General features: G+C 69.2%; 15 protein-coding genes and 1 pseudogene. 10 read left to right on the forward strand and 6 right to left on the reverse strand.

Annotation, left to right across the window (positions count from 1 at the left end; translation table 11 throughout):
- Window position 1: 1 nt before the first annotated feature.
- From ABTW72_RS17635 to ABTW72_RS17650, 4 genes are read right to left on the reverse strand one after another with little or no spacing between them, the layout of a single operon-like run.
- Window positions 2-1,759 (reverse strand): helicase HerA domain-containing protein, encoded by a 1,758-nt coding sequence (locus ABTW72_RS17635; RefSeq protein WP_350860022.1) that lies wholly within the window; start codon window positions 1,757-1,759, stop codon window positions 2-4.
- On the reverse strand, window positions 1,756-2,475 hold the full coding sequence (locus tag ABTW72_RS17640) for a DUF2637 domain-containing protein (RefSeq protein WP_350860478.1): 720 nt from the start codon (window positions 2,473-2,475) through the stop codon (window positions 1,756-1,758). Before ABTW72_RS17640 ends, ABTW72_RS17635 begins: the two co-directional genes overlap by 4 nt.
- A 2-nt stretch (window positions 2,476-2,477) precedes the next feature.
- A complete protein-coding gene (locus ABTW72_RS17645; protein ID WP_350860024.1) occupies window positions 2,478-2,666 on the reverse strand; it encodes a hypothetical protein in 189 nt (62 codons plus the stop codon).
- Entirely contained in the window at window positions 2,663-3,235 is a 573-nt protein-coding gene (locus ABTW72_RS17650) for a helix-turn-helix domain-containing protein (protein WP_350860026.1), read from the reverse strand. Before ABTW72_RS17650 ends, ABTW72_RS17645 begins: the two co-directional genes overlap by 4 nt.
- A 104-nt stretch (window positions 3,236-3,339) precedes the next feature.
- Between ABTW72_RS17650 and ABTW72_RS17655 the strand changes: the two are divergent.
- The 3 genes and pseudogenes from ABTW72_RS17655 to ABTW72_RS17665 all read left to right on the forward strand — a co-directional run.
- Window positions 3,340-3,576 (forward strand): annotated as a pseudogene (locus ABTW72_RS17655) (hypothetical protein); the annotation flags it as partial.
- Between the two features lie 220 nt (window positions 3,577-3,796).
- A complete protein-coding gene (gene holA, locus ABTW72_RS17660; RefSeq protein ID WP_350860030.1) occupies window positions 3,797-4,777 on the forward strand; it encodes a DNA polymerase III subunit delta in 981 nt (326 codons plus the stop codon).
- Window positions 4,774-5,196 carry a hypothetical protein gene (locus ABTW72_RS17665; protein WP_350860032.1) on the forward strand — a complete coding sequence of 141 codons (423 nt, stop codon included), beginning with the start codon at window positions 4,774-4,776 and terminating at the stop codon, window positions 5,194-5,196. The genes holA and ABTW72_RS17665 overlap by 4 nt, the downstream gene beginning before the upstream one ends.
- Before the next feature lie 124 nt (window positions 5,197-5,320).
- Here ABTW72_RS17665 and rpsT read toward each other — a convergent pair whose 3' ends face one another.
- On the reverse strand, window positions 5,321-5,587 hold the full coding sequence (gene rpsT / locus ABTW72_RS17670) for a 30S ribosomal protein S20 (protein ID WP_030491765.1): 267 nt from the start codon (window positions 5,585-5,587) through the stop codon (window positions 5,321-5,323).
- Window positions 5,588-5,855: 268 nt separating this feature from the next.
- Entirely contained in the window at window positions 5,856-6,842 is a 987-nt protein-coding gene (locus tag ABTW72_RS17675) for an aminoglycoside phosphotransferase family protein (protein ID WP_350860034.1), read from the reverse strand.
- A 61-nt stretch (window positions 6,843-6,903) separates the two neighbouring features.
- Here ABTW72_RS17675 and ABTW72_RS17680 point away from each other — a divergent pair, with 61 nt between their 5' ends.
- The 7 genes from ABTW72_RS17680 (at window position 6,904) to ABTW72_RS17710 (ending at window position 14,262) form a co-directional block, all read left to right on the forward strand.
- A complete protein-coding gene (locus tag ABTW72_RS17680) occupies window positions 6,904-7,440 on the forward strand; it encodes a DUF4240 domain-containing protein (protein WP_091409835.1) in 537 nt (178 codons plus the stop codon).
- A gap of 116 nt (window positions 7,441-7,556) precedes the next feature.
- Window positions 7,557-9,434 (forward strand): translation elongation factor 4, encoded by a 1,878-nt coding sequence (gene lepA / locus ABTW72_RS17685; RefSeq protein WP_112620143.1) that lies wholly within the window; start codon window positions 7,557-7,559, stop codon window positions 9,432-9,434.
- Between the two features lie 486 nt (window positions 9,435-9,920).
- Window positions 9,921-10,205 (forward strand): GlsB/YeaQ/YmgE family stress response membrane protein, encoded by a 285-nt coding sequence (locus tag ABTW72_RS17690; RefSeq protein WP_350860037.1) that lies wholly within the window; start codon window positions 9,921-9,923, stop codon window positions 10,203-10,205.
- Window positions 10,206-10,629: 424 nt separating this feature from the next.
- The gene (locus ABTW72_RS17695) at window positions 10,630-10,914 is read left to right on the forward strand and encodes a GlsB/YeaQ/YmgE family stress response membrane protein (RefSeq protein WP_091410004.1); all 285 of its coding nucleotides are present in this window, start codon (window positions 10,630-10,632) and stop codon (window positions 10,912-10,914) included.
- A gap of 251 nt (window positions 10,915-11,165) precedes the next feature.
- Window positions 11,166-12,452: a sugar ABC transporter substrate-binding protein gene (locus tag ABTW72_RS17700; RefSeq protein WP_350860039.1), complete on the forward strand. Its 1,287-nt coding sequence runs from the start codon at window positions 11,166-11,168 to the stop codon at window positions 12,450-12,452.
- Window positions 12,449-13,435, forward strand: coding sequence for a carbohydrate ABC transporter permease (locus ABTW72_RS17705; RefSeq protein WP_350860041.1), 987 nt, complete (start codon window positions 12,449-12,451; stop codon window positions 13,433-13,435). The genes ABTW72_RS17700 and ABTW72_RS17705 overlap by 4 nt, the downstream gene beginning before the upstream one ends.
- Window positions 13,432-14,262 carry a carbohydrate ABC transporter permease gene (locus ABTW72_RS17710; RefSeq protein WP_350860043.1) on the forward strand — a complete coding sequence of 277 codons (831 nt, stop codon included), beginning with the start codon at window positions 13,432-13,434 and terminating at the stop codon, window positions 14,260-14,262. The genes ABTW72_RS17705 and ABTW72_RS17710 overlap by 4 nt, the downstream gene beginning before the upstream one ends.
- The last annotated feature ends 17 nt before the right edge of the window (window positions 14,263-14,279 follow it).

Consider the following 14,279-nt stretch of genomic DNA (forward strand, 5'->3'; position numbering starts at 1 on the left):
ATCACTGGCTGGCCCTCTCGCTGGCACTCTCCACCCACTGGACGAGGGCTTCCCGCGCATACAGGTCAGCGTTGCCCTGCTTGCCCCGGGGCTGAGGCAGGTTGCCTACGCCCCGCTGTAGTCGCTTCTTGGCCGCTTCGTAGGTCCAGGGCAGCACCCCGGCCTCTACCGCCTGACGCAGCGTCAGGAAGTCCCCGGCAGGGCTTGATAGGCCGCTGACCTCGGATGTCCCCGAGGACCGGGGACATGCAAGCTCCCGAGCCTCCGCCGCGGTCAGGTACGCGACCTGTGTCTCAGTCGCCTGACCACCGATGACGATCTGCCATCGTCCGGGCGTCCGGGACGCCCGGGGCATCGCAGCCTCAGGAACCAGCATCTTCCAGTTGTTGGCCGTGTAGCGGGCAAGGCAGCGAACGCCGAAGTTCTCCCGCGCCTCCGGCCCGCCGATGGCCCTGGCGGTGAGCATCTGCGCGATAGCTAGCACGTTGACCTTGGCACTGCGCCCCATGAACAGCAGATCGGCTAGAGCCGACACGGCAGGCGACCGTTTCCGGTCGCCTTTGCCGCGTGCCTCGGTCCAGAAGTTGACGAGCTGCCCGATGGTGGCGTTCAACTCTTCGGCGATAACCAGGACCCGGGGGCCGGGGTCCCAGTCTTCCGCTTCGAGCATTGCCAGCGTGTTCCGCTCGTCGGCGAGAGCGGCGAGGCGGACCAGGGCGTCATGCATCTGCGCCGGCTTGGTGCAGTAGTCAACCCCCGACAACCCGAGGGCCCACCGATGGGACCCCTTGCGGTCGAGGATCACCACCCGTCCGCCCCGGTTGAGCACCTGGACCGCAACCAACTCGGCAAGAACGCTCTTACCGGCACCCGTGCCCGCACTCACGGCGATGTGAGGCGAGTCGTCACGCAACGACAGCGTGACCGGCTGATCCCCTGCCCCCTGACCGATGTAGAACTCCCATTCGGCCAACCCGGCAAGGTTGGCGGCAACCTGCTTTGCACCTACCCGGGACGGTGGACGCTTACGAACAGTCCACGTAGCGGTTACCCGCGGCCCAACTTGGTGCCACGTCTCCACCAGGTCAGCAACGGGAATCTTGCTGCCCACGATTGAAGAGACGAGCTGCCGTTGCTCCCTGGTCAGATACGGGGTATCGGCTGTCAATTCGATACGCGGTCCCTTGTCTGGGTCCGCGGGACGGCGGAACACGGCCAGCCGGGACGTGATCGGCTCTGCCTGCCGCTGTGCCGCCCATGCGGCCCGCTGAGCGCGCTCAGGAAGCCACCGGATGATCGGCTCCGCTTTCTCCCCATACCAGAGGCGTACGGCCTTCTCAGCCGGACTGAGTGGCTTGGCCAGCCGGGGCGTGAGGTTGCCCAACGACGGATCAACGTGGAGGCGTACGCCGGTCTGTAGACCCATCGCGGGGGCGAGAGCTGCCAGGGTCGGGGTGACGTACTCCCGGTTGAACCGGCGCATGGTGAACCGCCGCCTTAGTCGGTAGCTCACGATGAGCGCGGCCGAGCCGATCAGTGAGCCGATCTGCTGGGGCTGGGCCACGGCCAGTGCAGCCGTAGCCGGCACGCTGAGCCGGATCACCTGACGTTGCCAGCCGGCCAGCCGGCCCGGTCCACGGTGGCGATACGGGTAGCCCTGCCGGCCGTCGAGCGGTCGACCAGACAGGTATCGGTACGCGACCCGGGAGACCGAGTGCTTGCGCCGCAGCTTGCGGAGAGCCCGCTCCAACTCAGTCATGCCGCCACCCCCGCCAGCTCAGGTGCACGCTCGCTGACGGCAGCCTCGGCAGGCTGCGCCGGGGAAGCCGAGCCGGTTGAACGGGTGGGGCGGTAACGCTTCACGGTCGCCACGGACACCCCGGCAAGCTCAGCGATGCGGGCGTGAGTCGCCTCGGGCTCGGCGAGGTGAGCCGACATGATCCGGTCAGCCGAGGTGAGCGACCGGGGGACAGGCTTGCGGCTCGGCTCGCTGGTCCGCTTGACCCGCTGAATCTCAGCCGGCTCGGCGGCAACGGGCTCGGGGGTCGGCTCAGGCTCGACATCAACCGGCTCAGCGGTGACCGGCTCGACCGGGGCAACCGGCTCAGGGTGGATCAGCTTGCCTCGACGGCTCAGCACCTCGACGGCGATGAGGAAGGCGACCGGGGGAACGGCGGCAACGGCACGGGCAGTCCAGGTCGGGTGAGCTGAGGCTACGTTGGCGGCAAGGGTGGCGACGATGCCGAACGCCACAGCGAGCCGAGCGGACAGGCGAGGCTTCCGGCCGCTGCGCTTGTCGTCGAGCATCGCCAGCGTGCCGACCAGGATCAGACCATCGATGGACAGCGGGAGCACGGCGGCAACCGAGACGTGCTCGCCAGCCTGCCGAGCGACCTTGAAAATGTGGGAGAACGAGGCATAGCCGGCGACCAGCGCGACTAGGCCGGTGGTCAGGCGAGAGGTAACGGAGGTCATGTTCACGCTGCGGCCTCCTCGGTCGCGGGGGTGGCGGCGGTGGTGACGGGGTTGGAGAAGTGCGCAACGTGATCGGCGACCTGGTCGCCGTGTTGGTCGACCAGCCGTCGAGCGATCACGAACGGCGCGAGCATCGCCAGGGGTCCGCCGATCAGGACGAGGGCGAGCGCGTAGGCAGCGGTCTCGTTCATCGGCCACCGGCCAGAGCCTCAGAGCGGCAGGGGGTGCAACGGCCGGCCGGCTGGCCGACGTGTCCCGGTTTCTGGCAGCGGTCGCCGCCGGTAGCCATCGGGAGGGCAGCGCCCCTGCGCTCGGGGTACGGGTAGCCGTTGGTGCCGGGGTTGGTGCTCTTGCTCTTGGGAAGGAATCGACGCCAGTCCCGGGCGCTTGCGCCCGTCTTCAAATTCCCTTGGTCTTCCCCACTTCGGGTGACGCCGTGGCTGTCACCCCCGCTGGCCTGATCTGTCACCCCGGCCGGCTGATTCGTCACCCCCGAGGCTGCATCCGTCACCCCCTGGTGGGTCACCAGGCGGTAGACGCGGGTGACGATGCCAGCGACCTTGGCGACAACCAGGCGACCGAGCTGCACCAGCTTGGCAAGTGCCCGTTGTACGGTCCGCTCGGAGCAACCGGCGTACTCGGCGAGGGTGGCGACGGACGGCCAGGCGTGGCCTTCCTGGTTGGCGTGAGCAGCGATAGCGATAGCTACGGCACGCTCGTTCTTCCCCAGATCACGGGTCGCAAGCAGGGCTTGCTTCACAGCTACACTCACGGGCGGCGGACCTCCTACGTCCGTCATGGCCCCGGGTAACAGGTGTTCCAGCACCTGCCGGGGCCGCTTCTTATGTCGGTACTCGCCGCGCTCATGCGTCGGCGTACCAGGACCAGGGCTTCCTCGACGCGGTGCGCCCGACAGTGGCGCTCGTGCCGGTGGGCACCGGCAACACCTACGGGCACCCGAGTCCGAGGCTGCTCGCCCAACTGGGCAGGAGCGGCGTGCGGGTGCTGCGCACCGACACGGACGGCGACGTGGCGGCGGTCCGAACGGGCGACGGTCTGGCGGTAGCCCGGCGAGGTGTGCCCGCGGGTCGCCAACCCTGACCCCGGGCCGGCGGCTCTGCCCCAGGGGCCGGCGGCCCGGCGGCGGTCCGACACCGCAGTTTCCTTGTTCCCATGTGGATCAAGAACGGGCTTCCGATTGATCGGGCGACTTGCGGATTAAACGGCGAATTGGGTTGGATGTCTGGATTTGCGCTGTGTGCGGGCTGCGCCGATCAAGCAGCGAATGAGCAGGCACGATCCCGCGGCAGGCCGTGCGAATATGGGCGGCGTGACCCCGGCCAGCCTCGCCCCCATTCTGCTCGTCCTCGGTGACGAGGAACTGCTCGCCACGCGCGCGGTCACCGAAGCTGTCGCGAAGGTTCGCAGTGTCGACCCCGAGGTGGACGTCCGCGAGTACCAGGCCAGTGCGCTCACCGTCGGCGAGATCGCCGAGATGCTCAGCCCCTCGCTGTTCGGTGGGCGGCGGCTGCTGATCCTGCGTTCCGGCCAGGACGCCCGCAAGGACCTGGTCGCCGCGCTCTTGGCGTACGCGAAGAATCCCGACCCGGAGGTCCAGCTGCTGGTGCTGCACCTGGGCGGTGCCAAGGGCAAGGCGTTCGCCGACGGTCTGCGGGCGGCCGGCGCGACGGTGGTCCCGGCCGCCAAGCTCAAGGGGCACCGCGACCGGGTGGCCTTCGTTCGCGACGAGATCCGCCGGGCCGGCGGAAAGGGCACCGACGACGCCGCCGAGGCTCTTATCGCCGCGGTCGGCAACGACATGCGTGAGCTGGCCGCCGCCTGCTCCCAACTGGTCGCCGACACCGATGGGCGGATCAGCGCCGAGACGGTTTCCCGTTACTACCGGGGCCGGGTCGAGGTGACCGGCTTCACGGTGGCGGACGCCACCATGGTCGGCGACGTGCCGGCGGCGCTTGAGGCACTGCGCTGGGCCCTGCACGTCGGGGTCGACCCGGTGCCCATCGCCGACGCCCTGGCTGACGGGGTGCGCACTGTGGCCCGGGTGGCGTCGGCCGGGCGAGGTAGTCCGTACCAGCTCGCCAGCAGCCTCGGAATGCCGTCCTGGAAGATCGAGCGGGCGCAGCGGCAGGGGCGGGGCTGGACGCCGGAGGGCCTGGTCCGGGCCATGCAGGTCGCCGCCGAGTGCAACGCGGCCGTCAAGGGCGGCTCCGACGACCGGGCGTACGCCCTGGAGCGCGCGGTCTTCTCGGTCGCGGCGGCCCGGCAGGGCAGCACCAGGTGACGGGGGCGAACCGCCCGGCGTGGGCCACCATCGGAGTGGACGAGGAGCGTTACCGGCCGCTCTACGCCCGGCTCCTCGGCCTGCGGTTCGTCAACCCCGGCGGCGTGCTGTGCTTCCTCTTCTTCGAGGGTGCCGTCGCCCTGGCCGTGCTGCTCGCCCTCGCCGAGTTGGTCAGCTGGTGGGCGGTGCTGGTGCTGCCGGTCGTGGTGGCCGCCATGGTGAAGCTCAACGACATGGTGGCCGCGATCGTGGTCCGCTCCGCAGCGCTCGTACCCGAGCAGGAACGCGATCGGTTTCGCCGGCAGATGGAACCGGTGGTCGGTCGAGCCCGGGTGGAGTGGGTCTCACACAGCGTTCCCGGCGTGGTGATCACCGCCGACCCGGTGCCACCGCCCCGGCGGGCCAACCCGTCAGACTGAGCGCCGGCCCTGTCGGGGCCCATGCACCGAACGGCCGGCCCGGATGACACGGCCGGCCTCTGGACACACGGAAACCCCGGGCCTGGGGCCCGGGGTTTTCCGAATCAGTCTGACGGTGAAGTCGTCAGGCGGAGAGCGAAACCACGCGCTTCGCGATCGCGGACTTGCGGTTCGCGGCCTGGTTGGAGTGGATCACGCCCTTGCTGACGGCCTTGTCCAGCTTGCGCGAGGCGTCCAGCATGAGCGCGGTCGCCTTCTCGACGTCACCGGCCTCGGCAGCCTCGTGGAACTTCCGGACGGCGGTCTTCAGCGACGACTTGACCGACTTGTTGCGCAGCCGGGCCTTCTCGTTCTGCCGGTTGCGCTTGATCTGGGACTTGATGTTCGCCACGCGACAGCCTCGTCTTGATAGCTCGGGTTGGTCAGCTTGTTGCGCGTGATGACGAACGTGCGTCATCGCTGCGCGAAGAGCCAGGTTACCAGGTCGCCCGGGACGAGCCAAAACGGCTCGGCCTTCGCGCGGACGGACCCGGCCCGTCGGGGACCAGATTACGCCCTCGACCACGGCGGCGGCTCACCGCCGGTCCGGCGGCGGGCCGGTCCGCCGCACCGTCAGCCCAGCCCGCGTCACCGCCAGCCTGCCCCCAGGTCAGCCTGGGTCACCGCCAGCCCTGGCGGCGGGCCAGCCAGTGGAGCGACTGCTCGCCGCTCCACCGCTGGTGGGCGGGCAGGTGCGGCGAGGCCGTCGGCGGTGCCGCCGCAGCACCGGTGAGGTAGTAGCCGGCCAACGCGGCAAGGGTCGCGTCCAGCGCGTCCGGGGGCGCACCGGCGGTGGCCGGGTGCGCGGCGAAGAGCCGGTCCGCGTCCAGCCCGCTGGCGTACGCGGTGAGCAGCAGGCCGGCCAGGTCGAACCAGGCCGGCCCGGAGCAGACCCAGGTCCAGTCGCAGAACCAGGCTCGGCCGTCCGAGTCGATCAGCACGTTGTCGACCCGCAGGTCGCCGTGGATCAGGCCGGTCGCGCCGGCTGCGTACCGGGGGAGGAGGGACTCCAGCTCCACCAACTCGGGCAGCCGGCCCAGCAGCGGCGCCGGCAGTGGTGGGGTCGGCTCCCGACCGGCGGCGACCTCCTCCCACCAGAGGATGTCCGACCGGGCCAGGTCGGCCAGGTGCGGCAGACCGAGCGCGGTCAGCTCGGCCGGCGGGTCGGCCAGGGCGGCGGCGACCTGCGCGTACCCGGCGAGGGTGGCGTCCAACTCGGCGGGCACCCAGGGCAGGTGCGGGGTGTGCCCGTCGACGGCGTCGGTGCAGAGCACGAACCAGCCGGCCGCGAAGAGGGTCCACCGGGGGCGGGGCGCGTTCAGGTCGGCCGGCAGCCGGTCGAGGATCGCGGCCTCTCGGGCGTACCAGTCGACCAGATGCGGTTGCTCGGCGGCGGGTGCGGCCTTGACGAAGGCCCGACCACCGTCGGCGGTGTCGAGCACGGCGGCGAACCCGCGGGTGAAGCCCGCGCCCGCGACCCGCGCGGTGACCACCGGCGCGCCGAGCCGTTCGGCGACCGCGGCCCGCAGCGCCGCCGGTAACGCCGGCCACGACGGGCGCAGGGCACTCGCGTGGTACGGCACCGGCGGCAGCAGGGGAGGGGACACCCCACCATGCTGCCCCGGGGTACGTGCGCGACGCACGGCGACACTGCCAGACTGCCAAGCCATGAGGACCGAGGACTTCTGGCAGCTGATCGACGAGGCGCGGGCCGGCGGCGGGGGTGAGCCCGGCCCGGTCGCCGCGCGGGCCGTGGCGCTGCTCGCCCAGCGCGACCCGGAGGACATCATCGGGTACGCGAGGCACCAGACGCGGGTGCTGGCCGCCTCGCACAAGGCGGATCTGTGGGGTGCGGCGTACCTGATCAACGGTGGCGCCTCGGCCGACGGCTTCGAACACTTCCGGGGCTGGCTGATGACCCAGGGTCGGGCGGTCTTCGCCCGCGCGGTCGCCGAACCGGACTCGCTGGCCGAACTGCCCCAGGTGCGGGCGGCCTCGCTCAGCGGCGAGGAGTTCTCCGCCGAGCAGATGCTCTCGGTGCCCTGGGACGCGTACCGCAAGGCCACCGCGACCGAACTGCCGGCGGACCGCGACCCGGTGCGGACGCCGGATCTCAACGACTTCTGGGACTTCGACGACGAGGACGAGGCGCGTCGCCGGCTGCCCCGACTGGCCGCGCTCTTCGTCGAGCCGCCGATGGAGTGAGGGGTCCTCGGGCCGTTCCATCGCCCGCGCAGCGGGCGCACCCCGGCGGCGTGGGAACATAGAGGGGGTCGGCGGCGCGCCGGCCTGTTCACGTCAGCCGACCAGAACGGACCGCTGTGCCACCGAAGCTCGATCCCGGCGCGAACGCCCCTGGTGCCACCGACCCCGGTCGCATCCGGAACTTCGGCATCATCGCCCACATCGACCACGGGAAGTCGACCCTGGCCGACCGGATGTTGCAGCTCACCGGCGTGGTCGACCCGCGGCAGATGCGCGCGCAGTACCTGGACCGGATGGACATCGAGCGCGAGCGCGGCATCACCATCAAGAGCCAGGCCGTCCGCATGCCGTGGACCATCCGCGAGGGTGAGCGGGCTGGTGAGCACGCGGTGCTCAACATGATCGACACCCCGGGGCACGTGGACTTCACCTACGAGGTGTCCCGGTCGCTGGCCGCCTGCGAGGGTGCCGTGCTGCTGGTCGACGCCGCGCAGGGCATCGAGGCGCAGACCCTGGCCAACCTCTACCTGGCTCTCGAGAACGACCTGCGCATCATCCCGGTGCTCAACAAGATCGACCTGCCGGCCGCGCAGCCGGAGAAGTACGCCGAGGAGCTGGCCCACCTGATCGGCGGTGACCCCGCTGACTGCATCCGGGTCTCCGGCAAGACCGGCGAGGGCGTTCCGTACCTGCTCGACGAGATCGTCCGGCAGTTCATCCCGCCGGTCGGTGACGCCGTGGCGCCGGCCCGGGCAATGATCTTCGATTCGGTGTACGACGTCTACCGCGGCGTCGTCACGTACGTCCGGGTCATCGACGGCCGGATCAGCGCCCGCGACCGGATCAAGATGATGTCCACCGGCGCGGTGCACGAGCTGCTGGAGATCGGTGTCATCTCGCCCGAGATGGTCAAGGCCGAGGCGCTCGGCGTCGGCGAGGTCGGCTACCTGATCACCGGTGTGAAGGACGTCCGGCAGTCCCGGGTCGGTGACACGGTCACCATCAACAGCCGGCCGGCGGCCGAGGCGTTGGGTGGCTACAAGGACCCGAAGCCGATGGTGTACTCCGGCCTCTACCCGATCGACGGGTCCGACTACCCCAACCTGCGTGAGGCGTTGGACAAGCTCAAGCTCAACGACGCCGCCCTGGACTACGAGCCGGAGACCTCCGGCGCGCTCGGTTTCGGCTTCCGCTGCGGCTTCCTCGGCCTGCTCCACCTGGAGATCATCCGGGAGCGGCTGGAGCGTGAGTACAACCTCGACCTGATCTCCACCGCGCCCAACGTCGTCTACCGGGCGATCACGGACGACGGCGAGGAGATCGTCGTCACCAACCCGAGCGAGTACCCCACTGGCAAGATCGCCGAGGTGTACGAGCCGGTGGTCCGGGCCACCGTGCTGACGCCCAACGACTACGTGGGCGCCGTCATGGAGCTCTGCCAGGGTCGGCGCGGCACCCTGCTCGGCATGGACTACCTCTCCGCCGACCGGGTGGAGCTGCGTTACACGCTTCCCCTCGCGGAGATCATCTACGACTTCTTCGACCAGTTGAAGAGCCGTACCAAGGGCTACGCCTCACTTGACTACGAGCCCTCCGGCGAGCAGGCCTCCGACCTGGTGAAGGTCGACATCCTGCTGCACGGCGAGCCGGTGGACGCGTTCAGCGCCATCGTGCACAAGGACAAGGCGTACAACTACGGCGTCACCATCGCCGCCAAGCTGCGCACCCTGATCCCGCGCCAGCAGTTCGAGGTACCGATCCAGGCGGCCATCGGCAGCCGGGTCATCGCCCGGGAGACCATCCGGGCGATCCGCAAGGACGTGCTCGCCAAGTGCTACGGCGGTGACATCAGCCGTAAGCGCAAGCTGCTGGAGAAGCAGAAGGAAGGCAAGAAGCGGATGAAGATGGTCGGCCGGGTCGAGGTGCCACAGGAGGCCTTCATCGCCGCCCTCTCCTCCGACTCCGGCGACGGCAAGGCCGCCGGCAAGAAGTAGTTCGCGCCGCCGTACGCGCCCGGGTGCCACCCGCACCCGGGCGCGTCGCGTTTCCGGGCTGCCCGTGTGCCTCGGTCGCCCGTATGCCTCGCTCGCCTTGGCGCCTCCGGTCACCAGCGTGCTCGAACGCCTTGTGTGGCGAAGATTGGCGCGGGCTGGTCTTGCGTGGCCCCGCTCTGCCTCGCCCACCCTGCCCCGGTCGGTCTGTTGGGCCGCCGAAGTTGCCGGCTGAGCTCGACCTTGCGTCGAGTGTGACCGCCGGGTGCCGAAAACTTTTTGTCGCTGTTGTGGGGTCGACGGGTCGACGAAGTGGGCTCCTACCTGTGTGGACGTACTCACGCGTCAACCGACGCACCTTTGAAACATTGACTGTTGACGTTGCCGATTGAGGTGAGTCGGTTTGGGCTTTCGGTGGGTCGGGCACTTAGCCGTCACGACAGGAAGCACACAACTCGTGTGTCAGACATTCTTTGAAGGAGGGCGACCGTGGAGTTCACCGTGTGGGGCATCATCACTGCGATCGTTGTCGGTCTCATCGTCGGCGCGCTCGGCCGGCTGGTCGTCCCGGGCCGGCAGAACATGCCGATCTGGCTGCACCTGCTGATCGGTGTCGGCGCTGCGCTGCTGGGCACCGTCCTGGCGCGGGCCATCGGCATCGCGACCGAGACGAGCGGTATCGACTGGGGCGAGCTGCTGGTGCAGGTCGTGGTGGCCGCGATCGCTGTCGCTCTGGTGGCCGGTGTGGGTGGCCGCCGCCGCGTGACCCGGTAACACCACAGCACCAACTCGTACCACCGCGACACCTCCGATGGGCGCCCGGCCGACAGGTCGGGCGCCCATCGGCGTTCTGCCCGCCGCGAGGGCCGCCGCCGGTCCTGCTCGACGTCTCCGGCGAGCTGGATGCGGTGATCGTCTCGGTTCTGCTGATGTCGCGGTGTCCCGGAGGGTCCACTGCCGCGGATTCGATGACCTCGTGTTGATCAAGCCCGGCCCGGCGGGCCCGGCGGGCCCGCCGGGCCCGCCGGGCCGGCGGCGCGGGGAGCTGGTGGGACCGCGGTGGAACGTGTCCCTGTCGGCCAAGTCGTGATCGTTTGGTGATCGAAGTCGGTTTGGGCTTTCGGTGGGTCGGGCACTTAGCCGTCACGACAGGAAGCACACAACTCGTGTGTCAGACATTCTTTGAAGGAGGGTGGCCGTGGAGCTCACCGTGTGGGGCATCATCACTGCGATCGTTGTTGGTCTCATCGTCGGCGCGCTTGGCCGCCTGGTCGTCCCGGGCCGGCAGAACATGCCGATCTGGCTGCACCTGCTGATCGGTGTCGGCGCTGCGCTGCTGGGCACCGTCCTGGCGCGGGCCATCGGCATCGCGACCGAGACGAGCGGTATCGACTGGGCCGAGCTGCTGGTGCAGGTCGTGGTGGCCGCGATCGCTGTCGCTCTGGTGGCCGGTGTGGGTCGCCGCCGCAGCGTCACCCGATAACGACCCGGCATCATCTGGCGACACAGCACCACTGGTAGGACAGCACGACTGGAAAGAGCGCCCGGCCGAGAGCCGGGCGCTCTTTCGTGCTGAAAGGCCCAACTTTGGCCGGATGTTGGAGTGCCGGTCATCGGGCCGCTGCGGTACGGTCGCCACGCTTCGGCCAGCCCCGCCCACTGTCGTAAAGGAATTCTCCGTACTAGGGTGCGGCGGAGAAGGTTAGTTCCAGGCGGCGCGAGGGGAGAAGTGGCGTGAACAGGTGGAAGCGGCTGGCCCCGGTCACCGCCATGGTGGCCTCGGCCGCGATGGTGCTGACCGGCTGTGGAGGCTCCGGCGACGATGCGGCCGACGACAGCAAGCTCACGGTCTGGATGATGGGCGAGGGTGGGGACGCGCAGAACTCCTTCCTCGACGGGGTCGAGGCCGAGTTCCGCCAGAAGCACCCCGACACCGACGTGGTCGTGCAGTACATCCCCTGGCTGGAGGCGCCCAAGAAGTTCCAGGCGGCGCTCGCCGGCGGTGAGGGGCCGGACGTCACCGAGCTGGGTAACACCGAGACTCAGGGTTGGGCCGCCCAGGAGGCGCTCGCCGACGTGAGTGGTCGGATGGGCGGCTGGGCCGACGGCAAGGATCTGCTGCCCGACCTGGTGCGCAACGCGCAGCTCGACGGCAAGCAGTACGGCGTGCCCTGGTACGCCGGTGTGCGCGCGATCTACTACCGCACCGACTGGTTCGCCGAGGCCGGCGTGCAGCCCCCGAAGACCTGGGACGAGCTGGTCACGGTGGCCAAGGCCGTGCAGGCGAAGAAGAAGGGCACCTACGGCATCGCCCTGCCCGGCAACTCCGAGCTGCCCTTCTACTCCTTCCTCTGGGGCGCCGGCGGCGAGATCGCCAGCAACCAGGGCGGCACCTGGAAGTCCGGCTACACCACGCCTGAGGCGCAGCGGGCCGTCAAGTTCTGGACCGACCTGGTGACCGTGCACAAGGTCGCCCCGCCGGCGGCGGCGGGTTGGAACGAGATCGACGCGCGTACCCAGTTCGCCACCGGCAAGGCCGCGATGGCATTCGCCGGCAGTTGGCAGCAGGGTGCCATCAAGAAGGACAACCCCGAGATCGAGAAGGTCTGGGGTACGTTCCCGATCCCCGGTCCGGACGGCAAGGCCGCGCCCGGTTTCGCGGGCGGCTCGGACGTGGCGATCTGGAAGGACAGCGAGCGGCAGGACCTGGCCTGGGACTACCTGACCGTGCTGCTCAACAAGAAGAACGCGCAGAGCTTCGCGAGCAGCCTCGGCTTCTTCCCGGTCTACAAGGACCTTGTCTCCGGTGACGCGTACGCGAACGACAAGGTGATGGCGGCGTTCGCCACCACCATGCAGAACACCAAGCTCACGCCGCTCACCCCGAAGTGGGTGGAGGTCAGCCGGACGAAGACGGTGACCCAGGCGATGAACAGCTCGGTCATGAAGGGTCAGAAGACGGTCGAGAAGGCTACCGCCGATGCGGCCGGTGAGATGGAAAGCATCCTCAACGCCAAGTGACCACGCTGACCGAGGTGCCGGAGACGGCCGCCGCGCGGGAGAACCCCGCGCGGCGGCGTCGCCGGGTTGACCGCCTGCCCTACCTGCTGCTCCTGCCCGCCCTGCTGATCATCGGGGTGCTGCTGCTCTGGCCGCTCGGCCAGGTGGTGGTGATGTCCTTCTACCGGTTGAACAGCGTCCGGCAGTTGCGCGGCGATCGGGAGTGGCCGTGGGTGGGGTTCGGCAACTACGTCGACATCCTCTCCGACCCGTTCTTCCTGACCGTGCTGCGCAACACGGTCCTGTTCGCCGCCGCCAACGTGCTGCTCACCATGGTGCTCGGCACCCTGGTGGGGCTGCTGCTCAACCGGCTCGGTCGCAAGATGGCGACGTTCGTGGCCAGCTGCGTGATGCTCGCCTGGGCCACGCCGGCGCTGACCGGGACCATCGTCTGGAAGTGGATCTTCGACGACACGAGTGGCCTGGTCACGTGGCTGTTCAACGCGTTGCCGGACGGGCTCTCGAACAGCCTCTTCGGGCGCAGCGACTGGACCGGCTACGGCTGGTTCAACTCGCCGCTGCTCTTCTTCGCCATCCTCACCCTGGTGGTGGTCTGGCACTCGTTCCCGTTCATCGCGGTGAGTGTGCTGGCCGGTCTCAAGAGCGTGCCGAGTGAGCTGCACGAGGCGGCCCGGGTGGACGGCGCCAGCCCGTGGCGGGTCTTCTGGAAGATCACCTTCCCGCTGCTGCGCCCGGTCTTCGGGATCCTGATCGTGCTCTCCACGATCTGGGACTTCAAGGTCTTCACCCAGCAGTTCGTGCTGGCCGGCGGCACCCAGGACCGGCCCACGTTCATGCTCGCCATCTACTCGTACGCCGAAGCCTTCTCCCCGCCGCCCAAGTACGGGCTCGGCGCGGCCATCGCGGTGATCCTCACGCTGATCCTGCTCGTGGTCACCGGCTTCTACGTACGGATGGTGCTCAGGCAGGAGGACGAGTCGTGAAGAAAATCGCCCTCAACGGCGCCGGGCTGCTGGTCGCGCTCTTCGCGGCGTTTCCGGTCTACTGGATGATCTCCACCTCGCTGAAGCCGAGCAGCGATATCTTCTCGGCCACCCCGCAGCCGGTACCGACGCATCCGACGTTGGCGCACTACCGGGAGATCCTGACCGGTAACCTGATCCCCGGTGTCAGCTTCCTCGACTTCTTCCTCAACAGCGCGCTGGTAGCCGTCTCCACGGTGGTGCTCAGCGGTCTGGTGGCGTTGCTCGCCGCGACCGCGGTGGCCCGGTTCCGCTTCAAGCTGCGGACCAGCTTCCTGATCATGCTGCTGGTGGTCCAGATGATCCCGCTGGAGGCATTGGTCATCCCGCTGTTCCTGATGATCCAGCGGCTCGGTCTCTACAACACCCTGCCCAGCCTGATCCTCACGTACCTCGGTTTCTCGCTGCCGTTCGCGGTCTGGATGCTGCGCGGCTTCGTCGCCGCGGTGCCGAAGGAGCTGGAGGAGGCGGCGGCGATCGACGGGGCCAGCCGGGCCCAGATCTTCCGCCGGGTGCTCTTCCCGCTGGTCGCGCCCGGCCTGGTGGCCACCAGCATCTTCTCCTTCATCACGGCGTGGAACGAGCTGATCTTCGCGTTGACGTTCATCAACGACCAGGGCAGCTACACGCTGCCGGTGGCGATGACCTTCTTCTTCGGTCGGGACGACACCAACTGGGGGCCGGTGATGGCCGCGTCCACCCTGTTCACCCTGCCGGTCATCATCTTCTTCCTGCTGGTGCAGCGTCGGATGGTCTCCGGCCTGGTGGCCGGCGCCGTCAAGGGCTGACCCCGCGCCGCGAGAGC

The organism is Micromonospora sp. NPDC127501, assembly GCF_040302185.1.
Taxonomy (GTDB): domain Bacteria; phylum Actinomycetota; class Actinomycetes; order Mycobacteriales; family Micromonosporaceae; genus Micromonospora.